15 protein-coding genes, 5 tRNA genes and 1 pseudogene are annotated in these 22,243 nt (G+C 62.6%); 17 read left to right on the top strand and 4 right to left on the bottom strand.

The window, feature by feature from the left end; genetic code table 11:
* Positions 1-333 precede the first annotated feature (333 nt).
* The 8 genes from REH34_RS06965 (at position 334) to REH34_RS06930 (ending at position 11,310) form a co-directional block, all read left to right on the top strand.
* On the top strand, positions 334-4,374 hold the full coding sequence (locus tag REH34_RS06965; protein ID WP_311971197.1) for a sulfite reductase subunit alpha: 4,041 nt from the start codon (positions 334-336) through the stop codon (positions 4,372-4,374).
* A 305-nt stretch (positions 4,375-4,679) separates the two neighbouring features.
* The gene (gene nirB, locus REH34_RS06960; protein WP_311971196.1) at positions 4,680-7,232 is read left to right on the top strand and encodes a nitrite reductase large subunit NirB; all 2,553 of its coding nucleotides are present in this window, start codon (positions 4,680-4,682) and stop codon (positions 7,230-7,232) included.
* On the top strand, positions 7,232-7,579 hold the full coding sequence (gene nirD / locus REH34_RS06955; protein WP_226505285.1) for a nitrite reductase small subunit NirD: 348 nt from the start codon (positions 7,232-7,234) through the stop codon (positions 7,577-7,579). Before nirB ends, nirD begins: the two co-directional genes overlap by 1 nt.
* A gap of 57 nt (positions 7,580-7,636) precedes the next feature.
* Positions 7,637-8,572 carry a pca operon transcription factor PcaQ gene (gene pcaQ, locus REH34_RS06950; protein WP_311971195.1) on the top strand — a complete coding sequence of 312 codons (936 nt, stop codon included), beginning with the start codon at positions 7,637-7,639 and terminating at the stop codon, positions 8,570-8,572.
* Positions 8,573-8,736: 164 nt separating this feature from the next.
* Positions 8,737-9,522 (top strand): FKBP-type peptidyl-prolyl cis-trans isomerase, encoded by a 786-nt coding sequence (locus tag REH34_RS06945; protein ID WP_311971194.1) that lies wholly within the window; start codon positions 8,737-8,739, stop codon positions 9,520-9,522.
* 301 nt (positions 9,523-9,823) lie between these two features.
* The gene (locus tag REH34_RS06940; protein WP_311971193.1) at positions 9,824-10,270 is read left to right on the top strand and encodes a DUF1232 domain-containing protein; all 447 of its coding nucleotides are present in this window, start codon (positions 9,824-9,826) and stop codon (positions 10,268-10,270) included.
* A 333-nt stretch (positions 10,271-10,603) separates the two neighbouring features.
* Positions 10,604-10,942, top strand: coding sequence for a helix-turn-helix transcriptional regulator (locus REH34_RS06935; protein ID WP_311971192.1), 339 nt, complete (start codon positions 10,604-10,606; stop codon positions 10,940-10,942).
* Entirely contained in the window at positions 10,939-11,310 is a 372-nt protein-coding gene (locus REH34_RS06930; RefSeq protein WP_226505290.1) for a hypothetical protein, read from the top strand. Before REH34_RS06935 ends, REH34_RS06930 begins: the two co-directional genes overlap by 4 nt.
* A 64-nt stretch (positions 11,311-11,374) precedes the next feature.
* Here REH34_RS06930 and REH34_RS06925 read toward each other — a convergent pair whose 3' ends face one another.
* Complete coding sequence (locus tag REH34_RS06925) at positions 11,375-11,752, bottom strand: hypothetical protein (protein ID WP_311971191.1); 378 nt, start codon at positions 11,750-11,752, stop codon at positions 11,375-11,377.
* Positions 11,753-11,850: 98 nt separating this feature from the next.
* On the opposite strand from REH34_RS06925, the gene REH34_RS06920 reads away from it, so the two are divergent.
* A complete protein-coding gene (locus tag REH34_RS06920; RefSeq protein WP_311971190.1) occupies positions 11,851-12,057 on the top strand; it encodes a BBE domain-containing protein in 207 nt (68 codons plus the stop codon).
* 47 nt (positions 12,058-12,104) lie between these two features.
* On the opposite strand, the gene REH34_RS06915 is transcribed toward REH34_RS06920, so the two are convergent.
* Together REH34_RS06915 and REH34_RS06910 are read right to left on the bottom strand one after the other, a co-directional pair.
* Positions 12,105-12,180 (bottom strand) — tRNA-Asn (locus REH34_RS06915).
* A gap of 68 nt (positions 12,181-12,248) precedes the next feature.
* On the bottom strand, positions 12,249-13,445 hold the full coding sequence (locus tag REH34_RS06910; protein ID WP_226505293.1) for an amino acid aminotransferase: 1,197 nt from the start codon (positions 13,443-13,445) through the stop codon (positions 12,249-12,251).
* A gap of 311 nt (positions 13,446-13,756) precedes the next feature.
* On the opposite strand from REH34_RS06910, the gene uvrB reads away from it, so the two are divergent.
* The 8 genes from uvrB (at position 13,757) to REH34_RS06870 (ending at position 19,796) form a co-directional block, all read left to right on the top strand.
* Entirely contained in the window at positions 13,757-15,772 is a 2,016-nt protein-coding gene (gene uvrB, locus REH34_RS06905; protein WP_226505294.1) for an excinuclease ABC subunit UvrB, read from the top strand.
* A 208-nt stretch (positions 15,773-15,980) separates the two neighbouring features.
* Complete coding sequence (gene gltX / locus REH34_RS06900) at positions 15,981-17,462, top strand: glutamate--tRNA ligase (RefSeq protein ID WP_226505295.1); 1,482 nt, start codon at positions 15,981-15,983, stop codon at positions 17,460-17,462.
* Between the two features lie 160 nt (positions 17,463-17,622).
* Positions 17,623-17,698: transfer RNA gene (locus REH34_RS06895), tRNA-Ala, on the top strand.
* A 70-nt stretch (positions 17,699-17,768) separates the two neighbouring features.
* Positions 17,769-17,844, top strand: a tRNA-Glu gene (locus tag REH34_RS06890).
* 53 nt (positions 17,845-17,897) lie between these two features.
* Positions 17,898-17,973, top strand: a tRNA-Ala gene (locus tag REH34_RS06885).
* A gap of 42 nt (positions 17,974-18,015) precedes the next feature.
* A tRNA-Glu gene (locus tag REH34_RS06880) sits at positions 18,016-18,091 on the top strand.
* 134 nt (positions 18,092-18,225) lie between these two features.
* The gene (locus tag REH34_RS06875) at positions 18,226-18,660 is read left to right on the top strand and encodes a thioesterase family protein (RefSeq protein ID WP_226505296.1); all 435 of its coding nucleotides are present in this window, start codon (positions 18,226-18,228) and stop codon (positions 18,658-18,660) included.
* 176 nt (positions 18,661-18,836) lie between these two features.
* Positions 18,837-19,796 carry a tRNA-dihydrouridine synthase gene (locus tag REH34_RS06870; protein WP_311971189.1) on the top strand — a complete coding sequence of 320 codons (960 nt, stop codon included), beginning with the start codon at positions 18,837-18,839 and terminating at the stop codon, positions 19,794-19,796.
* Between the two features lie 101 nt (positions 19,797-19,897).
* Here the strand turns inward: REH34_RS06870 and REH34_RS06865 are convergent.
* Positions 19,898-22,069: pseudogene (locus REH34_RS06865) on the bottom strand (EAL domain-containing protein); the annotation flags it as partial.
* Positions 22,070-22,243: the final 174 nt, after the last annotated feature.

Raw genomic sequence — 22,243 nt, 5'->3', positions numbered from 1 at the left:
GGATTTGCGGCTTGGCATCGTTCAATCGGATAACACAGCAGCTCGTCGGTACGACTCCAGCGCCGCTATCGCTCCCTCGCGACTGTGCTCCGGCAGGGTGCAGGGATGCTCGCTTGGGGGGCATGAACGACGTTGAGCCTCGCGCAGTTACCTGTCTGCCCCAGTACGACCGCCCATCGCCGACCATGGCGCGACCTTTGCATCGTCCTCACTCAGGTAATCCCCACAACCCGAACCAGACACGACAAAGGCGCCGTGTTGCCCCGCTCATCGAGCGTAGGCAGCTGGCGCCTTTTTTGTTTTGCACACCGCCACAAAGATGAGCGAGAGCCCATGAACAGCACCCACGTTCGTAGCGTGTGCCCCTATTGCGGTGTCGGCTGTGGCATCGTCATGAGCGTGGCCGACAACCGTGTGATCAAGGTCAGCGGCGACAAACTGCACCCCGCCAACTTTGGCCGCCTGTGCACCAAGGGCAGCACCTGTGCGCAAGCCCTCACCGCACCGGGTCGGATGAACGCGGCATTCATGCGCCACGAGCGCCAGCGCGAGCCCGTGCAGGTTGCCATCGATGAGGCCATCAGCAGCACCGCACGGCGTTTGCGCGCGATCATCGACGAGCACGGCCCGGACGCGCTGGCGCTCTACGTATCGGGGCAGATGTCGCTGGAAGCCCAGTACCTGGCCAACAAGCTCGCCAAGGGCTTCGTGCGCACCCGCCATATCGAATCCAACTCGCGGTTGTGCATGGCCAGCGCCGGCAGCGGCTACAAGTTGTCGCTGGGCGCCGATGGGCCGCCGGGCTCGTATGACGATTTCGATCACGCCGATGTATTTTTCGTGATCGGCGCCAACATGGCCGATTGTCACCCGATCTTGTTCCTGCGCCTGCTCGATCGGCGCAAGGCCGGGGCGCGGTTGATCGTCGTCGACCCGCGGCGCAGCGCCACCGCCGACAAGGCCGATCTGTTCCTGCAGATAGCGCCCGGCAGCGATCTGGCACTGCTCAACGGGCTGCTGTATCTGCTGGTCGAGAACGGCCATGTCGACGCCGACTTCATTGCGCGTCACACCGATGGCTGGGAGGCCATGCCGGCCTTTCTGCAAGCCTATACACCGGCCCACGTAGCGGAGATCACGGGCCTGAAGGAGGACGATATCCGCACCGCCGCGCAATGGATCGGCGAGGCTGGCGAATGGATGAGCTGCTGGACCATGGGCCTCAATCAGAGCACCCACGGCACCTGGAACACCAATGCCCTGTGCAACCTGCACCTCGCGACGGGGGCTATCTGTCGGCCGGGCAGCGGGCCGTTTTCCCTCACCGGCCAGCCCAATGCCATGGGCGGCCGCGAGATGGGCTACATGGGCCCCGGCCTGCCTGGCCAGCGCTCCAATCAGGTGGCCGCCGACCGGGCCTTCATCGAGCAACTCTGGCAACTACCCGCCGGTCATTTGCGCAGCGAGGCGGGGGTCGGCACCGTGGCCATGTTCGACGCCATGGCGGCGGGCAGCATCAAAGCCTGCTGGATCATCTGCACCAATCCGGTGGCCAGCGTCGCCAATCGCCAGCAGGTCATCGAGGCCCTGCGCACGGCCGAGCTGGTGATCACTCAGGATGCCTACCTCGACACCGAGACCAACCGTTACGCCGATGTGCTGCTGCCCGGCGCTCTGTGGGCCGAAGCCGAAGGGGTGATGATCAACTCCGAGCGCAACCTGACCTTGATGCCCAAGGCAGTCGACGCGCCCGGCGAGGCCATGGCCGATTGGCAGATCATCGCCCGCATCGCCTGTGCCATGGGCTACGTCGAAGGGTTCAGCTACAGCAGCGCCGAGCAGGTGTTCGAGGAGATCAAAGGCGCCTGGAATCCCGGCACCGGTTATGACCTCCGCGGTGCCAGCTATGCACGCTTGCGCGAGGCGCCGCTGCAGTGGCCCTGCGCGCCGGACAGTAGCAGCACCCGAGCGCCGATTCGTTACCTTGAAGGTGATGCCAGCCATGCCGGCCTCTTCGCGAGCAAGCTTTGCTCCCGCAGTACAAACAGTGCTGACGCCGTACACCCGGGGGAGCAAGGCTTGCCCGCGAAGGGGCCGTCAGATAGTGCAATGATCCCAGGCACAACCCGTGCTCTGCGCTTCGCCACCGCCAACGGCCGCGCGCAGTTCTTCGCCCGCCCCCACATGCCACCCGCCGAGCTGCCAGACGATGACTACCCGCTGGTGCTCAACACCGGGCGGGTGCAGCACCAATGGCACACCCTCACCAAGACCGGCAAGATCGCCACCCTTAACAAGCTCAACCCCGGGCCCTTTATCGAGGTGCATCCCGAGGATGCCCAGGCCTTGGCGATCGGCGAGGGCGACCAGGTCGAGGTCCGTTCACGCCGTGGCCTCGCGGTGCTACCGGCGCGCATTACCGATCGGGTCCGGCAGGGCAGCTGTTTTGCGCCGTTCCACTGGAACGATGTGTTCGGCGAGCAGTGGGCGATCAACGCGCTCACCAGCGATGCCGTCGATCCGCTGTCGTTGCAGCCGGAATTCAAATACGCCGCGGTGGCCTTGCAGCGTGTCGGCTCGCCACTGATCGCGACCCGCGAATGGCAAGATCACCCCGCCATCCCCTTGGCGTTACCGAGGGTCGCTGAGCACGCAGACGCGCAACAGTCGCAGGCACTTGGGCAGGCCGCTGCGCAACGGTCGTGCCCGGTAGAAGAGCCCGCCGCGCAGTGGGTGCTGTGGGCGTCGCAGACCGGCAACGCCGAAGCACTGGCCGAGCGCGTGGTTACCCAGTTACGTGACACCGGGCATGTGGTGCGCAGCGGTGCCATGGGCGAGGTGGCATTGAGCGACCTCAAAGGCGCGGCCAGCCTGTTGTTGATTGCCAGCACCTTTGGTGACGGTGATGCTCCGGACAACGGCGCGGGTTTGTGGACGGCGCTGCACGGCGAGGCGGCCCTCGACTGCGCCCAGTGGCGTTATGCGGTGCTGGCGCTGGGCGATTCCAGCTACGATCAGTTCTGCGGCTTTGGCCGCAAGCTCGATGAGCGTCTGCACGGCCTCGGCGCCCGGCGCTTGCTGGAGCGGGTGGAATGCGAGCCCGATTACGAGGAGTCGGCCAGCGCCTGGCTGGCCTCGATTCGCGTCGCTCTTGAGGTCAGTGCGATCGCTCCGTTGTTCGAGCCGACTCGTCAAACCTCTAACGAGAGGGCTCGCCCCCGAACAATCTCCCAGCCCCCACAACCTTCCGCGCCTCTGTACAGCAAGCACCGCCCCTACAAGGCCCGCCTGCTGCACAACCACCGACTCAACAGCCCCGGCGCGCAAAAGGAAACCCGCCACATCGCCTTCGACCTCACCGACAGCGGCTTCGATTACCAGGCCGGCGACGCCCTGGGCGTCTGGCCGAGCAACTGCCTGACGCTGGTCGAAGACCTGCTCGGTACCCTGCGCCTGGACAGCGGCCAGGCCGTGACCCTCAAGGATCAGGGCGACATGGCGCTGGCCGTGGCGCTGCAAAAGCATCTGGATATCTGCCGCATCACCCCTGACTGGTTGCGCATCGTGGCCGAACACAGCAACAGCGCGCTGCTCACCGAACTGCTGGCGCCCGAGCACAAGGCTCGGCTCAAGGACTGGCTATGGGGCCGGCAACTGGTGGATCTGCTGCACGAGTTCCCGGTGGATATCGATGCCACGCAACTGCTGGGCCTGCTCAAACCCTTGCAGCCCCGCCTGTACTCCATCAGTTCGAGCCCCAAGGTCACCCCCCACGAGGTGCACCTGACCGTTTCGACTGTGCGTTATCGCTGCAACGACCGCGCCCGCAGCGGTGTGTGCTCGGGCTTTCTGGCTGACCGCGCGCAGCAGACGTTGGTGCCGATCTTCACTCAACGCTCGGCGCATTTTCGTGTGCCCGCCGATCCCCATGCGCCGATGATCATGGTCGGCCCCGGCACCGGTGTGGCGCCGTTTCGCGCCTTCCTGCAGGAGCGCCAGGCCACCGGCGCGCCGGGCAAGAACTGGCTGCTGTTCGGCGAGCAGCGCCAGGCCAGCGATTTCTATTATCGCGACGAGCTGCAGGCGTGGCAGCGCGACGGGCATCTGCAGCGTCTGGACACGGCGTTTTCCCGCGATCAGCAGGCCAAGGTCTATGTGCAACAACGCCTGCTCGAGCAGGGCGCGCAGCTGTGGCAGTGGCTGGAGGAGGGCGGGCACTTTTACGTCTGTGGCGATGCGAGTGCGATGGCCCGGGACGTCGATGCGGCGCTCAGGCAGGTAGTGGCCGAGCACGGTGGCATGAGCGGCGAGCAGGCGCAGGCGTATGTGCAGGGTCTGAGTAACGCCAAGCGTTATGTGCGCGATGTGTACTGAAAGGAGGCGTTGCGCCGGGGGATGCACTCCGGTGGCGCAGGATGGGTGAAGTCACAGAACAGCTCCGCGAGCAGAGCCCGCCCCCACACGGCGCGCGCGATGCCTGTGGGACTGGGGCTGCCGAGGAAGAGGCCTCCACTGGCAGCGCAAATTTTCAGATTGGCACAGATGCTGCTTTCACCCTGGTACTGACTCGCCGACCACATTCGGCCAGTGCACAACCCCATCGAATACCAGGCAAAGGCGCCTGGAGCTTAACGGCTCCAGGCGCTTTTTTTTTGCCTTTTTTTTACCGAGGAGTCGCCATGAATGCGCCACTGAGCATCGAGCCGCGGGAAAGACTGATCGTCATCGGCAATGGCATGGTCGGCCACCACTGCGTCGAACAACTGATCGAGCGCGGGGCGCTGAGCCGCTTCGACGTACGGGTGTTCGGCGAAGAGCGCCAGCGCGCTTACGACCGCGTGCATCTGTCCGAATATTTCAGTGGTTCCGATGCCGAGGCACTGGCGCTGGGCGAAGCCGATCTGTATGGCCGCCATGGCGTGCATCTGCATCTGAGCGAGGCGGTGCTCGAGATCGATCGCGAACGCCGCGAAGTGGTCACCGCACTCGGTCGTTATGGCTACGATCGCCTGGTGCTGGCGACCGGTTCCTACCCGTTCGTGCCACCGATCAGCGGATCCGAGGGCAACGCGCGACTGGTCTACCGCACCCTGGATGACCTCGACAGCATTCGTGCGGCGGCGGCCAACGCCCGTCGCGGCGTGGTGGTGGGTGGCGGCCTGCTGGGCCTGGAGGCCGCCAACGCCTTGAAGTCCCTGGGCCTGGAAGCCCATGTGGTGGAGTTCGCGCCGCGCTTGATGCCGGTGCAACTCGACAGCGATGGCGGCGCCGCCTTGCGTGCACAGATCGAGGCCTTGGGCGTCGGTGTGCACACCTCCCGCGCCACGCAATCGGTGGTGGCGGGTGAAGGCTATCGCTATCGGATGAATTTCGACGGCGGCGAGTTTCTCGAGACCGACCTGATCGTGTTCTCGGCCGGCATTCGCCCTCAGGATGCGCTGGGCCGCAGCAGTGGCCTGGAGATCGCGGCGCGCGGTGGCGTGGTGATCGACGCGCACTGCCGCAGCAGCGATGCGCGGATCTTCGCCATCGGCGAATGTGCTTCATGGAATGGCAGCGTCTTCGGCCTGGTCGCGCCGGGCTACAGCATGGCGCGCAATGTCGCCAGCACCCTGGCCGGGGAGCAGCACGCGACCTTCGCCGGTGCCGACATGTCTACCAAGCTCAAGCTGCTGGGGGTCGACGTCGGCTCCATCGGCGACGCCCACGCCGCCACGCCGGGTGCCAGGAGCTATCGTTTCATCGACGAGGCCAACGCCAGCTACCGGCGCCTGGTGGTGGATGCCGAGGGCAAGAAAGTCATTGGCGCCGTGCTGGTGGGTGACAACAGCTACTACGACACCTTGCTGCAATACGTGCAGAACGCTATCAAGCTGCCAGCCGATCCCGCGTGCCTGATCCTGCCGCTGGCCTCCGGCGCGCCGAGCCTGGGCGCCGACGCGTTGCCGGACACGGCCACTGTCTGCTCCTGCCACAACGTCACCAAGGGCGCGATCTGCACGGCCATCGACGACGGCTGCGCCGAGCTGGGGCAACTCAAGGCGCAGACCAAGGCCTGCACCGGCTGCGGCGGGTGCGCGGCGTTGCTCAAGCAAGTCTTCGAACACGAACTGATCGCCCGCGGCGTGGCGGTCGACAAGAGCCTGTGTGAACACTTCGCCCACACCCGGCAAGAGCTTTACGCGCTGGCCCGGGTCGAGGGCATTCACAGTTTCGACGAGATGCTCGTCAAGCACGGCCGGGGTCACGTCGGCTGCGATATCTGCAAGCCCACTGTGGCCAACGTGCTGGCGTCGTGCTGGAACCGGCCGATCATGGACCCGTCCCTGGTACCACTGCAGGACACCAACGACACCTTCATGGCCAACATGCAGAAAAACGGCACCTACTCGGTAGTGCCGCGCATTCCTGGAGGCGAGATCACCCCGGACAAGCTCATCGCCATTGGCGCGGTGGCAAAGAAATACGACCTCTACACCAAGATTACCGGGGGGCAGCGCATCGACCTGTTCGGCGCGCAGCTGCACGAACTGCCGGACATCTGGAGCGAACTGATCGCCGCGGGCTTCGAGACCGGGCATGCCTACGGCAAGTCGACGCGCACGGTGAAGTCCTGCGTGGGCAGCACCTGGTGCCGTTACGGCGTGCAGGACAGCGTGCAGATGGCGCTGCTGATCGAGGATCGCTACAAGGGCCTGCGCTCGCCGCACAAGCTTAAGTTCGCGGTGTCGGGCTGTACCCGCGAATGCGCCGAGGCGCAGAGCAAGGATGTGGGCGTGATCGCGACCGAGAAGGGCTGGAACCTGTACATCGCCGGCAATGGCGGCATGCGCCCGCGGCACGCCGAGCTGTTCGCCACCGATCTGGACGATGCCACGTTGATCCGCTACATCGATCGCTTTTTGATGTTCTACATCCGCACGGCCGACAAGCTGCAACGTACCTCGGTGTGGCGCGAGAGCCTGGAGGGCGGGCTGGATTTTCTCAAGCAGGTGATCATCGAGGACAGCCTGGGCTTGGGCGCGGAGCTGGAAGGGCAGATGCAGCTGGTGGTGGATCGTTATGAATGCGAATGGGCCAACGCCTTGAAGGACCCGGAAAAACTCAAGCGCTTCCGCACCTTCGTCAACGACAAACGCAGTGATCCGGATATTCAGTTCATCACCGAACGCGAGCAACGCCGACCGGCGCCGGCGGTGCAGTTGATTGCCGTGACCGAGGAGGTGCTGTGATGGGCCAGGCGCAATTGCAGCAATCATGGCGGCGGGTGTGCGCTGTGAGTGATCTGGTGGCGCAGTCGGGAGTGGTGGCGTGGGTGGACGGCGCGCAGGTGGCGCTGTTCTATCTGCCCGAGCAGAACCCGCCGATCTTCGCGGTGGCCAACCGCGACCCGCAGTCGGGTGCCAACGTCATCGGCCGCGGGATCGTCGGGCTGCTCAAGGGTGAACTGGTGGTGGCGGCGCCGCTTTATAAGCAGCATTTCAGTTTGGTGACGGGGCAGTGTGTCGAGGACCCGTCCCAGGCGCTGGCGACCTGGGCGGTGAGGTTGAATGGTGAGGAGGTCGAGATCAGCGATTGAGAGTCAGAGCGCGCCTCACGTTCTGTAAAACCGCGCAGTCCTGCTACGATGCGCGGCATGAACCTCGATACCCGGATCAAATTCCGCCACCTGCTGTGCTTTCTCGAAATCGCCCGCCAAGGCAGCTTTGCCAAGGCCGCCGATGCCGTGGCGATCAGTCAGCCGGCGATCTCGAAAACACTCAAGGAGCTTGAAGAGCTGCTCGAGACCCGGCTGTTCGAGCGGGACAAGACCGGCGTCGAGCTGACCCCTGCCGGCATCCGCTTCATGCGCTATGCGGCGCCCTGCGTACAGGCCCTGCGCGACGGTGTCAGCACCCTGCGCAGTGAGGAGCACGAGCCACCACAGGTGCGCGTCGGCATCCTGTCGACGGTCGAAAGCCAGCTCATGCCCGAAGTCCTCAAGCGTCTGCACCAGCGCCACGATGCCTTGGTAGTCAGCGTGTCCACTGGGCCCGGCGCTTATCTGTTGGGGCAATTGCATGTGGGCGACCTTGACCTGGTGATTGGCCGCATGACCGACAGCCCGCAGATCCAGGGCTTGATCTTCGAGCACCTGTACAGCGAGGCCATGGCGCTGGTGGTGCGTACCGGCCACCCGCTGTTGGCCGTGCAACCACTGGAACGCAGCCAGATCAGCCGCTACCCGCTGGTGCTGCCGCTGGCGGGGACGACCATTCGCAAACACGCCGACAGCCTGTTCGTGCAATGTGCCGTCAGCCCGTCTTCGCAAAGGGTCGAAACACTTTCCCCGACCCTCAGCCGCCGCTACGTGCAAACCAGCGATGCGATCTGGGTGGCGCCACGGGATGCGGTGCGCCTGGACGTCAGCCAAGGCGAGTTGCACGAGTTGCAGTTGGGTGTCAGCGAGCCGGGCGGCTCGGTAGGCATCTGCAGCAACGCCGCGCGGGCCTTGCCGTTGCCGGCTCAATGGCTCTGCGAAGTGGTGCGCGAGGTGGCCGTCGAGTACCGCCAGGCGAGCGAAGCGCGCTAAGCGTGGTTTTACCTCGGTCCCGAGTCCGGTGAAGATGAAATCCTTGTAATACCTGAACTTATCCTCCTTTAGTGCCTCTCATGCCGGTAGCCATTGGTCGTGGCCGCCTGATAAGCTCGCGGCTTTACTCGAATGCCCTATTGGCGCATGAACAAGGAAATAGCATGAAACAGCATCGGTTGGCAGCGGCGATCGCCCTGGTTGGTTTGGTACTCGCAGGCTGCGATCAGCAGGCCAGTGTCGAGCTGAAAACACCGGCGCAGAAAGCTTCTTATGGTATCGGCCTGAACATGGGCAAGAGCCTGGCGCAAGAAGGCATGGACGACCTGGATTCCAAGGCCGTGGCTCAAGGTATCGAAGATGCCGTGGGCAAAAAGCCTCAGAAACTCAAGGACGACGAATTGGTCGCCGCTTTTGCTGATCTGCAGAAGCGTGCTGAAGAGCGCATGACCAAGATGAGCGCCGAAGCTGAATCCGCCGGCAAGAAGTTCCTCGAAGAAAACGGCAAGAAGGATGGCGTGGTCACCACCGCTTCCGGCCTGCAGTATCAGATCATCAAGAAAGCCGACGGCGCTCAGCCCAAGCCGACTGACGTGGTCACCGTTCATTACGAAGGCAAGCTGATCGACGGCAAGGTCTTCGACAGCTCCATCGAGCGCGGTAGCCCGATCGACCTGCCGGTCAGCGGCGTGATCCCGGGTTGGGTCGAAGGTCTGCAACTGATGCACGTTGGCGAAAAGGTCAAACTGTTCATCCCGGCCAACCTGGCCTACGGTGCCCAGAGCCCGAGCCCGGCGATCCCTGCCAACTCGGTACTGGTCTTCGACCTGGAACTGATCGCTATCAAGGATCCGTCCAAGGCTGATGCCGGCGCACCTGAGCAGTCTCCGGAAGACGAAGACACGCCAGAAGACGCTCCAGCCGCACCGGCTGCGCCAGCCAAGAAGTAATTCTGCCTGGCTGTACTGCAAACGCCCCGTCTCGACGGGGCGTTTGCGTTTTTGCGGTTCGCGTCGCTGATTTTTTCGAACCCCTGGAAATGGCTGTAGTCACAGCTATACGCCCTCATGGACTAGCCCGTAAGTGGCTATCCAGTCAACGAAAATCTGTGTTTTTTATGTGAGTAAAAAACGCGCGATTTGTGTTCGGCCCTTGTATATCGGGGGCCTACAGGCCTAAATTCGCCTCTGTTCACAAGGTTATCCACAATATCTGTGGATAACCTTTCCCCTATATTTTTCGGGAGGGTTCATGAAAGCACCCTGGAGTTTCAGCCGTTTCCTGCCACTGGCCGAAAGGCTGCTGAGTCGCGGTCGTTTACCGGCATTGGTCTTCGCGGTGACGCGCAAGGTCAAGGGCCATAACCTCGGCAAACTGCGCGAGGATGTCGGCCTGCTGCAGGCGCTGTGCCTGGCTTACTGGCGCGGGGAATACCGCGCTATCAGTGGCAAGTCGATGCTGTCGATAGTGGCCGGTCTGCTGTATTTCGTCAGCCCCTTCGACGCCATTCCGGACTGGCTGGTGGGCGTGGGGATGCTCGATGACATCGCCGTGCTCAGTTGGGTGATGAAGGTGGTGGCGGACGAGCTTGAAGATTTCCGCGCCTGGCGCGCCCGCCAGTCGCCCGAAAAACTGCGCGTGCTCGAACGTGTGCCGCATGTCGAAGAGCCGCTGGAGCTGGATCCGCGCAAGGGTTGATCTGGCGAAAGTCCCAGCCGGCGCCTTCGCGCGCAGCGCTCCCGCACAGGGGCCACGTAGACGCGTGGGGGGGGGCTAGCGCGTTCGGCGGCGAATGGGCTGGGAGTACTGGCCAGTGGCCGCCCGATCGAGCCGCACTCCAGGCCGCACCATGACACGCCGGTGGCTGGCCTTCTCGTCGATCTTATGGGTGGCGCCTTGCCACCAGCCTTGCAGGCGCCGGTTACCGCCAATTCAAGGACAAATATCCCCTCCCTGAGATTCCGCTGTTAAGATAATCGCATTCAGGAATATGCCTACCGAGCACTCGTTTCGGGCGGACAGGGGGATGTGATGGGGATTCAGGTGATCAGTCGTGATGGCCAGCCGGAATACGCCGTGGTGCCATGGGCTGAATATCAGGCTTTGTTGGCAGCCGCAGGTCAGGCTACACCTGCGCTGGAGCCGACAGCGCATAGTGCGGCGGCCAGCGAGGCTGGGCATCCTGCCTTCACTGAACTCGCCGCCCTGCGCGAAGCCAAGGGGCTTGAAGCCAATACCCTGGCGCGCGCCGTCGGCATCAGCCCGGCGTACCTGGCGATGATCGAAAGTGGCGAACGTGACCCCGATGCAGCGATCAAGCGTAGCCTGGCGTGGGAGTTGGGGGTGCCGGGCTGGAGGGAGGCATCATGAGCGTGCGTATCAGCCGCCAGCAATGGGATGGCTTGTTGGGCGAGCTGGACCACGCCCGTCGGCAAAGGCATCTGCTCACCTATCGTGCTCTGCTCGAGCGCTTGCAGTTTCCCACGCCCGCCATGCAGACCTTGACCGCAGCCCTTGAACATCTGGCCTCCCTGGACGCGAAAGCCGAGCAGCCGATTCGCAGCTCATTAGTCATCAGCCAGGGCGCGAGCCGTTTGCCGCGCCCTGGCTTTTTCGAATGCGTCGAACGCCTCGGGCGCTTTTCCGGACCTTCGGATGGTGTTGCAGCCGCCTCCTGGCATGCCTCTGAAGTGGTACGGGTGTTCGAGTACAGCTATCCCGAGCAGTGCGCTTCCTGATCAACCTTGCTGGCCTGTCGCAAACCCGATTGTGCGAAGGTTTCACACTCAGACGCTCAGACGCTCAGGGCCGTGCCAGGTGCCAGACGTCCCCCTCATTGTCACCTGTGGTTTCGCCGGGCTTGCTGTCCTGATACCAGGTGTACAGCGGCTGGCCCTTGTAGGCCCACTGCAAGGCACCATCTCGGCGGGTGATCACTGTCCAGTCCCCATGCGGCTGCGCGCCGTCCGGTGCCAGTAAAGCCGGCCATTTTTGCAGGCAGTTGCCGTTGCACAGCGACTGGCCGTTCTTGTCGCGCTCGAAGGTGTAGAGCGTCATCCCCTTGCCATCGACCAGCACCGGGCCCTTGTCGGTCTGCGCCGAAGTCGCCGGAGCCATCGCCGAGCCACAGGCGCTTAGGCTGCACAGGGACAACAAGGTCAGGTAGGGCAAAAGACGCATTGAAGCTCCGGGAGTGGGGCGAGAGGAGGATAAATCTGTATCGGGAGCCCTGCGGGAATCTTTAGGGGGAAGGTCTGCTGCTGGGAGGTCTCGGATGTGTGCTGGAGCGCTGCTCGGCCAGGTGTTACATAAACTATCCAGATGTGGATATGAAATATACGGACGATAGCCATGAGGTGGTCGATACGCGATGGCTCGAGCTGTATTACGGTGACAAGCGGCAGAAGCTGATTGAGACCAAACAGAAGTTTGATCCTGAAAATATTTTCCGCAGTGAGCTTTCCATACCGCTAGCGCATCCTTAGGGATACCCCAGAAACAGCAAAGCCCCAATAAATGGGGCTTTCAAAGCTGGCTCCGTGACCAGGACTCGAACCTGGGACCCAATGATTAACAGTCATTTGCTCTACCGACTGAGCTATCACGGAATTTGCATGCATGTTACTGATTGCTAAGGAGAAGTCAAGCTTTCACCCGACCTCTCCCGCGCTTACGGTTACAGAACAGCCAGAATCGCCTGGGTCACCTTGCCGATGTTGCTGCGGTTCAGAGCGGCGACGCAGATCCGGCCGGTGTCCAGTGCATAGATGCCAAACTCGGTGCGCAGGCGTGCGACCTGCTCGACGCTCAGGCCCGAGTAGGAAAACATGCCGACCTGGCGACCGACGAAGCTGAAGTCGCGACCGGCGCTGTTGCCGGCCAGGGCGTCGACCATCGCGGTGCGCATGGCCTTGATGCGTTGGCGCATCTCGCCCAGCTCGGCTTCCCACTGTGCGCGCAGCTCGGGGCTGGCGAGGACCGCCGACACGATGCTGGCGCCGTGGGTCGGCGGGTTGGAGTAGTTGGTGCGGATCACGCGCTTGATTTGCGACAGCACACGGCTGCTTTCATCCTTGGAGTCGGTGACGATCGACAGCGCGCCGACACGTTCGCCGTACAGCGAGAACGATTTGGAGAACGAGCTCGAGACGAAGAAGCTCAGCCCCGACTCGGCGAACAGGCGCACGGCGGCGGCGTCTTCGTAGATGCCATCGCCGAAGCCCTGGTAGGCCATATCCAGAAATGGCACGTGGCCCTTGGCCTTGACCACGTCGAGGACGTTCTGCCAATCGGCTGCGTTCAGTTCAACGCCAGTCGGGTTGTGGCAGCAAGCGTGCAGCACGACGATCGAACCGGACGGCAGCGCCTGCAGGTCTTCGAGCATGCCGGAACGGTTGACGTCATTGCTGGTCGCATCATAGTAACGGTAGTTCTGCACCGGGAAGCCGGCGGTCTCGAACAGCGCCCGGTGGTTTTCCCAGCTTGGGTCGCTGATGGCGACGATGGCATCGGGCTTGATCTGCTTGAGGAAGTCGGCGCCCAGCTTCAGAGCGCCGGTGCCGCCGACGGCTTGTGCAGTGATGACGCGGGCGCTGCCGATCAGTGGCGAATCGACACCGAACAGCAGGGTCTGCACGGCCTGGTCATAGGCGGCGATACCGTCGATCGGCAAATAGCCACGGGCGGCATGAGCGGCCACACGCGTCGCCTCCGCTTCGATCACGGCGCGCAGCAGGGGAATTCGCCCCTCTTCGTTGCAGTACACGCCTACACCCAGATTGACCTTGTCGGTACGGGTATCGGCGTTGAACGCTTCGTTGAGGCCCAGGATAGGATCGCGGGGTGCCAATGGGACAGCGGAAAACAGGCTCATTTTGACCGTGGCTCTGATTTAGGATGATAAAGGACACGCGCTCGAGTGAATGCACTGGAGCGGTGCACGAACGGGGAGTCAGTATAGTGATCCTTGGGAAACACGGCGACAGGTTGCACCGAGTTTTACCTTTAATTTTTCCATTTATTTCACCCGCCTTCGAGGTGCCGGCAAAAACTGCCCGGTTGCCCCTTGAAAGCGTGCTTTAGCGGCACCACTTTGATACAAGTACTGTTTATAAATACAGGTTGGCCGATGTCGGGCTGCCTGCCCCTTGTCGCCTGGGCGAGGGTCGCCACTCAGAGGTCCTCATGTCCGAATTCCAGTTGGTCACCCGTTTCGAACCCGCCGGCGATCAGCCTGAAGCCATCCGCCAGATGGTCGAGGGCATCGAGGCCGGTCTTGCGCACCAGACGCTGCTTGGGGTGACCGGGTCGGGCAAGACCTTCAGTATCGCCAACGTCATTGCCCAAGTGCAGCGGCCGACCATGGTGCTGGCGCCCAACAAGACCCTCGCGGCTCAGCTGTACGGCGAGTTCAAGGCGTTTTTCCCGAACAACGCCGTGGAGTATTTCGTCTCGTACTACGACTACTACCAGCCCGAAGCCTATGTGCCGTCGTCGGATACCTTCATCGAGAAAGACGCCTCGATCAACGACCACATCGAGCAGATGCGCCTGTCCGCCACCAAGGCTCTGCTCGAACGCAAGGACGCCATCATCGTCACCACGGTGTCGTGCATCTACGGCCTGGGCAGCCCCGAGACTTATCTGAAGATGGTCCTGCACGTCGACCGCGGCGACAAGCTCGACCAGCGCGCGCTGCTGCGCCGCCTTACCGACCTGCAATACACCCGCAACGAGATGGATTTCGCCCGCGCCACCTTCCGCGTGCGTGGCGATGTGATCGATATCTTCCCGGCGGAATCGGACCTCGAAGCCATCCGCATCGAGCTGTTCGACGACGAAGTGGAAAACATCTCGGCGTTCGATCCCCTGACCGGTGAGCTCATCCGCCGTCTGCCCCGTTTCACCTTCTACCCCAAGAGCCACTACGTGACGCCGCGCGAAACGTTGCTCGACGCCGTCGAAGGCATCAAGGAGGAGTTGCAGGAGCGCCTCGAGTACTTGCGCACCGCTAACAAGCTGGTGGAAGCCCAGCGGCTGGAGCAGCGCACGCGCTTCGACCTGGAAATGATCATGGAGCTGGGCTATTGCAACGGCATCGAAAACTACTCGCGCTATCTGTCGGGCCGTGCGTCCGGGGCGCCGCCGCCGACCTTGTTCGATTATCTGCCGGACGACGCCTTGCTGGTCATCGACGAATCCCACGTCAGCGTTCCGCAGGTGGGTGCAATGTACAAGGGCGACCGTTCCCGCAAGGAGACCTTGGTAGAGTACGGTTTCCGTCTGCCTTCGGCGCTGGATAACCGGCCGATGCGCTTCGATGAATGGGAGCAGGTGAGCCCGCAGACCATTTTCGTTTCGGCGACGCCGGGCAACTATGAGGCGGAACACGCCGGGCGGACCATCGAGATGGTGGTGCGGCCGACCGGGCTGGTGGACCCGCAGATCGAGATTCGCCCTGCAACCACCCAGGTCGACGATCTGCTGTCGGAGATCCGCAAGCGCGTGGCCCTCGACCAGCGAGTGCTGGCGACCACGCTGACCAAACGCATGGCCGAGGACCTGGCGGACTACCTGGCCGATCACGACGTCAAGGTGCGCTATCTGCACTCGGACATCGATACCGTGGAGCGCGTCGAGATCATCCGCGATCTGCGCCTGGGCACCTTCGATGTGCTGGTGGGCATCAACCTGCTGCGTGAAGGTCTGGACATGCCGGAAGTGGCGCTGGTGGCGATCCTCGATGCCGACAAGGAGGGCTTCCTGCGTTCCGAGCGTTCGTTGATCCAGACCATCGGTCGGGCCGCGCGCAACCTTGAAGGTCGCGCGATTCTGTATGCCGACCGGATCACCGGGTCGATGGAGCGCGCGATTGGCGAGACCGAACGGCGGCGCGAAAAGCAGATCGCGTTCAACACCCTGCACGGCATCATTCCGGTGGGCGTGGTCAAGGACGTCGCCGATATCATGGAAGGCGCCACCGTGCCCGGTTCGCGCAGCAAAAAGCGCAAAGGCATGGCCAAGGCCGCGGAGGAGAATGCCAAGTACGAGGCCGAGTTGCGGTCGCCCAGCGAGATCAACAAGCGAATCCGCGTCTTGGAGGAGAAGATGTACCAATTGGCTCGCGACCTGGAGTTCGAAGCCGCCGCGCAGACCCGCGACGAGGTCGCCAAGCTGCGTGAGCGCTTGTTGACGGTGTAAGTCAGGGAGTGTGGGAGCAAGGCTGCAGGCCTCATCGCGGGCAAGCCTTGCTCCCACAGAGTTGCCCGCTCTTGAGGTGCATGCCTGTGGGAGCAAGGCTTGCCCGCGATGAGGCCCGCTGGCTCGATGCAAATCTTCATGTCTGGAGCCGTCCCCCCAACCCCTGCTAACATCCGCCCCCTTGATTCATACAGCTGCGGGACTTTCCATGACCACCGTTCGTACGCGCATCGCGCCGTCGCCCACTGGCGACCCTCATGTCGGCACGGCGTATATCGCCCTGTTCAACTATTGCTTCGCCAAACAGCATGGCGGCGAATTCATCCTGCGCATCGAAGACACCGATCAACTGCGTTCGACCCGCGAGTCCGAGCAGCAGATCTTCGACGCCCTGCGCTGGCTGGGCATCGAGTGGAGCGAAGGTCCGGACGTCGGCGGCCCGCACGGCCCATACCGGCAGAGCGAGCGGGGCGATATCTACCAGCAGTACGCCCAGCAACTGGTCGATCTCGGTCATGCCTTCCCGTGCTTCTGCACCAGCGAAGAGCTGGACCAGATGCGCGCCGAACAACTGGCCCGCGGCGAAACCCCGCGCTACGACGGCCGTGCATTGCTGCTGTCGGCTGAAGAAGTCGCCCGTCGTCTGGCTGCCGGCGAACCCCATGTGATCCGCATGAAAGTGCCGACCGAAGGCATCTGCGTGGTCCCGGACATGCTGCGCGGCAACGTCGAGATCCCGTGGGATCGCATGGACATGCAAGTGCTGATGAAAACCGACGGCCTGCCCACCTACTTCCTCGCCAACGTGGTCGACGATCACCTGATGGGCATCACCCATGTGCTGCGTGGCGAAGAATGGCTGCCGTCGGCGCCCAAGCTGATGAAGCTTTACGAGTACTTCGGCTGGGAACAGCCGCAGTTGTGCTACATGCCGCTGCTGCGCAATCCGGACAAGAGCAAGCTGTCCAAGCGCAAGAACCCGACCTCGGTGACCTTCTACGAGCGCATGGGCTTCATGCCTGAAGCCATGCTCAACTACCTGGGGCGCATGGGCTGGTCGATGCCCGACGAGCGCGAGAAGTTCAGCCTGGCGGAGATGGTCGAGCATTTCGACCTGTCACGCGTTTCCCTGGGCGGGCCGATCTTCGATATCGAGAAGCTGTCCTGGCTCAACGGCCAGTGGCTGCGTGAACTGCCGGTGCAGGAATTCGCCACACGGGTGCAGCAGTGGGCCTTCAACAGCGACTACATGATGAAGATCGCGCCCCATGTGCAGGGCAGGGTAGAGACCTTCAGCCAGATCGCACCGTTGGGGGGATTTTTCTTCGCGGGCGGCGTGAATCCGGATGTGAAGCTGTTTGAAAGCAAAAAACTCTCCGGGGACCAGGTACGGCAACTGATGCAGTTGATCCTGTGGAAGCTCGAAGCCTTGCGCCAGTGGGAAAAGGACCGTATCACCGGGACTATCCAGGCGGTGGTCGACGCGCTGGAGTTCAAGCTGCGTGACGCGATGCCGCTGATGTTCGCCGCCATTACCGGCCAGGCGAGTTCGGTGTCGGTGCTCGATGCCATGGAAATCCTCGGGCCGGACCTGACCCGTTTCCGTCTGCGCCAAGCCTTGGACCTGCTGGGCGGCGTGTCGAAGAAAGAAAACAAGGAGTGGGAAAAGCTGCTGGCTACCCTCGGCTGATCCAGTGACCTGCGGGAGTGTGCAGAGCCCACTCCCGCAGGGGGAATCCGGTAAGTCACTGTTATCGCGGTAAATTGTTTTGAGATTTTTTCAAAATAAGTTTGACAGCCCAGCGGTCCGCACTTAATATGCGCCCCGTCCACACAGCAACACACTGTTTGGGGCTATAGCTCAGCTGGGAGAGCGCTTGCATGGCATGCAAGAGGTCAACGGTTCGATCCCGTTTAGCTCCACCAATTTCCAGGTGTAACGTTGAAGTTTGACTTTACGCCGATCAGTCTCACACTGATCATTGGTAGAAGGTATGTCCCCTTCGTCTAGTGGCCTAGGACACCGCCCTTTCACGGCGGTAACAGGGGTTCGAGTCCCCTAGGGGACGCCAGTTGTAAAAGGATGAAGCGTGAAGGCTTCATCCCGCCGCAGGGCGATAAATTCGGGGCTATAGCTCAGCTGGGAGAGCGCTTGCATGGCATGCAAGAGGTCAACGGTTCGATCCCGTTTAGCTCCACCAATTTGCCAGGGTTCGCGTCAGCGGATCTGCATGAAGGTTTGCGTCCCCTTCGTCTAGTGGCCTAGGACACCGCCCTTTCACGGCGGTAACAGGGGTTCGAGTCCCCTAGGGGACGCCACGATTTCCCGCTCTGCGGGACCAAGGCTCATTCGATTATTGAATGGGCCTTTTGTTTTTTCTGGCGGAGCAAAAACCGTCATCCCTGATTCGCTACACTGCGCCCTTGTCGACCACAGCCAAGTGAGAGCCGCGATGAATTGGGATCTGCCCACACCCTTTACGATCGAACTGAGCGTCGGCGCTGACGATATCGACGGCCTCGGGCACGCCAACAACGCCGTGTACGTCAGTTGGCTGGAGCGCGGCGCCTGGCGCCATTCCCAGCACCTGGGGCTGGATCTGGTCGCCTATCGACGCCTCGATCGCGCCATGGCCGTGGTCCGGCACGAGATCGATTACCTGGCCGCCGCCTATGAGGACGACCAACTGGTGCTGGCAACCTGGATCGTCGATTGGGATCAACGCCTGAAAATGCAACGACGTTTTCAGCTGACCCGCCCCAGTGACGGCGTGACGCTGCTGCGCGCGCAAACCACCTTCGTCTGCATCGAGTTGTCCACGGGCAAGCCCAAGCGCATGCCTGCCGAGTTTATCGAAGGCTATGCGCCGGCTTTGCAATCCGCCTGAGCTGGAGTGATTCGTCGCCAATACCGGCCTCTTCGCGGGCAAGCCTTGCTCCTACAGTGCAAGCCGATCCTGAGTCCTAGACCTGTGGGAGCAAGGCTTGCCCGCGAAGAGGTCACCAGCATCACTATAAAATTTCAGGCTACAATGCCGCGCCCTTTTTCGAGACACCGTTCCCTATGCAAATAGCCTTGGCGCCCATGGAAGGCCTGGTCGATGACATCATGCGCGACGTCCTTACCCGCGTCGGCGGGCTGGACTGGTGCGTGACCGAATTCATTCGCGTCAACGACCGCCTGTTGCCGCCCAGTCAGTTCATCAAGTTCGGCCCCGAGTTGCAGCACGGCGCAAAAACCGCGTCGGGCGTGCCGCTGCGTGTGCAATTGCTGGGCTCCGATCCGGTGCTGCTGGGCGAAAACGCCGCACTGGCCTGCGAGCTGGGGGCGCCGGCCATCGACCTGAACTTCGGCTGCCCGGCCAAGACCGTCAACAAGTCCCGCGGCGGCGCGGTGCTGCTCAAGGAGCCAGAGCTGCTGCACGCGATCCTGCGCGAAGTGCGCCGCGCCACTCCGGCGCATATCCCGGTGACCGCCAAGATGCGCCTGGGTTTCGACAGTCCGGATGTCGCCCTGGTATGCGCCACGGCGCTGGCCGAAGGCGGCGCCGAACAGATCGTCGTGCACGCGCGCACCAAGGTCGAAGGCTACAAGCCGCCGGCGCATTGGGAGTGGGTGGCCAAGGTGCAGGAAGTGGTCAAGGTGCCGGTATTCGCCAATGGCGACATCTGGACAGTCGACGATTGGCGCCGCTGCCGTGAAGTCAGCGGTGCCAAGGACTTCATGCTTGGCCGAGGCCTGGTGTCGCGCCCTGATCTGGCTCGGCAGATCGTCGCCGCCGCCCAGGGCATCGAGCTGCCGGACATGACCTGGTCGCAGCTGTTGCCGTTGATCCAGGACTTCTGGCTGCAAGCGGTGGCCCAGCTCACGCCGCGTCAGGCACCGGGGCGGCTCAAACAGTGGCTGGCGATGTTGACCCGCACCTACCCCGAGGCGGTGGCGATGTTCGACGTGCTGCGCCGCGAAACCGAATTGACCCATATCGATCGATTGGTTGGTGTCGAGCGCAGCGACGCAGCCTGAACCGCGATTTCAGTGGCTTGGGCACCCCTGGATACGCTGGTGATGCGCATGGCCCCCTCGCGAGCAGGCTCTGCTCCCACAGGTGCCTCTTGCGGCAACACTCAACTCTCGGCCAGCAACATCTCGCGAAATGCCCGCAGCGACAGCGGCTGGCTATGCAGATAACCCTGATACAAGTGGCAGCCCAGCCCCTGCAGGAACTCCAGTTGATGCGACGCCTCGACGCCCTCGGCGATGACCGTCAGTTCAAGGCTATGGGCCATGGCGACGATGGCGCGGACGATTTCAGCATCGTTGGGGTCATCCGCCGCATCGCGCACGAAGGACTGATCGATCTTCAAGGCATCCACCGGCAGGCGCTTGAGGTAAGTCAGTGAGGAATAGCCGGTGCCGAAGTCGTCCATCGCAAAACTTACCCCCAGCTTCTTGAGGGCATGCATCTTGGCGATGGTGTCGTCCAGATCCTGAATCACGATGCCTTCGGTAATCTCCAGCTTCAGCACGCGACAGGGCACGGCATGGGTGCTCAGGCTCAGCAGCACCCGCTCGACGAAGTCATTCTGGCGAAACTGTCGCGGGCTGATATTCACGCACAGGCTGAAGGTGGCGGGGTCGATCAAGCCTTCCTGCAGCAATAGCGCAGCGGCGCGACAGGCTTCCTCGAGGATCCAGCTGCCGACCTCGAGAATCATCCCGCTTTCTTCCAGCACCTGGATGAATAGCACTGGTGGCTGCATGCCCAGTTCCGGATGGAGCCAGCGCAGCAGTACCTCGGCGCCGACGATGCGCTCGCAACGGGCATCCACCTGCGGCTGAAAATTGAGCTGCAGCTCGTTGCGGGCCAGGGCCATGCGCAGGTCGTTCTCCATGCGCAGGCGTTCGACGGCGGCTTTCTGCATCGAGCTGTGAAACAGCTGCGTGGTGTTGCGCCCGGCATCCTTGGCCCGATACAGGGCGATGTCGGCCCGTTTGAGCACGTCTGCCGGGGTCGAGCCATGATCAGGGATCAAGGCGATGCCGATGCTCGGGGTCACCTGCAGCCGATGGCTGTCCAGCGACATCGGTTGCGCCAGCAGTTGGCGAAATTCGTCGGCGGTACGGCGCACCTGTGCGGTAACCTCGCGGCGCGTGCCCTTGAGGCCCGTGATCAGCACTACGAACTCGTCGCCGCCCAGGCGCGCCACGGTGTCCTCCATGTGCACCGAAGCCTCGAGGCGAGCGGTGACGATTTTCAGCACCGAGTCACCGACCGGGTGGCCCAGCGAATCGTTGATGTGCTTGAAGTTGTCGAGGTCGAGGAACAGCAGGGCGCCGCGCTGATTGAGCTGCTTGAGTTGGCCGATGTGGTAGCTCAGGCGTTCCATCAGCATGGCGCGGTTGGGCAGGTTGGTGAGTGAGTCGTGATACGCCAGATGACGAATCTGCGCCTGGGCGTTGCGCAACTGGCTGACATCGCGGGACGTGCTCAGCAGGCAGGGCTTTTCATCGAGGATGATGGTTTCGACCGACACCTCGACGGTGATCAGTTGCCCCTGGCGCGTGCGCCCAAGCATTTCATGGTGCAGCACGCGGCCGCTGTCCTCGACAGCGATGATCAGCCGTTCGTACTGCCGTTCGTCGGCCCAGATCGGTACATCGTCCACTTTGCGCCCCAGCACATCCTCGGCGCGATAGCCGGTCAAGCGGCAAAACCCGTCGTTCACCTCCAGGTAGCGGCCGTTGGCCTTGTTGATGATGGTGATGGCGTCGGGGCTGGAGTGAAAGGCCTTGGCGAATTTCTCTTCGCTGGCTTTCAAGGCGGCTTCGGCCCGTTGTTGCTTGGTCACGTCGCGCAAGGTAGTGACCAGGCACGAGTAGCCGCCGACACGGATCATGCTGCTCGACACCAGGCAGGTGAGGGCGCGGCCATAGCGGCTGTGCACGGTGATGGTCAGTTGATCGAGCGACTGGTCGCGCATGAACTGCTGCATGCGCTGTTCGTGGAAGTCGTCGTTGGCCCAGAAGCCCGCTTCACGGGCGGTATGGCCAATGATCTGTTTGGTCGTCCAGCCGAAGGTCTGGGTGAATTTGGAGTTGATCTCGATGAACACCCCGTCGCTCAGGCGGGTCACGCAGATCGGATCCGGGCAGGCCTGGAACAGGCTCGAGAACTTCTCTTCGGAGTGCACCAGGCGCTGTTCACGTTCAATTTGCTGGCTGATGCTCGACAGATTGCCGACCACGTGTCGATTGGCACCGTCGGCATCCTGATAGCTCACGCTACGCTCGCGAATACGGGTGTCGATGATCTGCCCGCTGTCCAGGTCCCAATGCCAGCTCAAGGGCTGCGGTGCCGGGCGGTCGATTATCGTGGCGATATCGTGCTCGCCGCGCGCCTTTCGCTCCAGCAGGCTGGGGGCGTCGGCGTCGCAAGTGTCGACGAATGGAAATAGAGGTGTGGGCATCGA

This window comes from Pseudomonas baltica (assembly GCF_031880315.1).
Lineage (GTDB): Bacteria > Pseudomonadota > Gammaproteobacteria > Pseudomonadales > Pseudomonadaceae > Aquipseudomonas.
The sequence above is the reverse complement of the archived record's forward strand: the minus strand, read 5'-3'. Positions and strand labels throughout refer to the sequence as shown.

Excerpts from the sequence above, each read along its gene's own strand:
- pcaQ (WP_311971195.1), top strand. The coding sequence starts at position 7,637 with ATGAACCTCGATACCCGGATCAAATTCCGCCACCTGCTGTGCTTTCTC.
- REH34_RS06945 (WP_311971194.1), top strand. The coding sequence starts at position 8,737 with ATGAAACAGCATCGGTTGGCAGCGGCGATCGCCCTGGTTGGTTTGGTA.
- gltX (WP_226505295.1), top strand. The coding sequence starts at position 15,981 with ATGACCACCGTTCGTACGCGCATCGCGCCGTCGCCCACTGGCGACCCT.
- nirB (WP_311971196.1), top strand. The coding sequence starts at position 4,680 with ATGAATGCGCCACTGAGCATCGAGCCGCGGGAAAGACTGATCGTCATC.
- REH34_RS06925 (WP_311971191.1), bottom strand. The coding sequence starts at position 11,752 with ATGCGTCTTTTGCCCTACCTGACCTTGTTGTCCCTGTGCAGCCTAAGC.
- REH34_RS06870 (WP_311971189.1), top strand. The coding sequence starts at position 18,837 with ATGCAAATAGCCTTGGCGCCCATGGAAGGCCTGGTCGATGACATCATG.
- nirD (WP_226505285.1), top strand. The coding sequence starts at position 7,232 with ATGGGCCAGGCGCAATTGCAGCAATCATGGCGGCGGGTGTGCGCTGTG.
- REH34_RS06930 (WP_226505290.1), top strand. The coding sequence starts at position 10,939 with ATGAGCGTGCGTATCAGCCGCCAGCAATGGGATGGCTTGTTGGGCGAG.
- REH34_RS06935 (WP_311971192.1), top strand. The coding sequence starts at position 10,604 with ATGGGGATTCAGGTGATCAGTCGTGATGGCCAGCCGGAATACGCCGTG.
- uvrB (WP_226505294.1), top strand. The coding sequence starts at position 13,757 with ATGTCCGAATTCCAGTTGGTCACCCGTTTCGAACCCGCCGGCGATCAG.
- REH34_RS06910 (WP_226505293.1), bottom strand. The coding sequence starts at position 13,445 with ATGAGCCTGTTTTCCGCTGTCCCATTGGCACCCCGCGATCCTATCCTG.
- REH34_RS06875 (WP_226505296.1), top strand. The coding sequence starts at position 18,226 with ATGAATTGGGATCTGCCCACACCCTTTACGATCGAACTGAGCGTCGGC.
- REH34_RS06940 (WP_311971193.1), top strand. The coding sequence starts at position 9,824 with ATGAAAGCACCCTGGAGTTTCAGCCGTTTCCTGCCACTGGCCGAAAGG.
- REH34_RS06965 (WP_311971197.1), top strand. The coding sequence starts at position 334 with ATGAACAGCACCCACGTTCGTAGCGTGTGCCCCTATTGCGGTGTCGGC.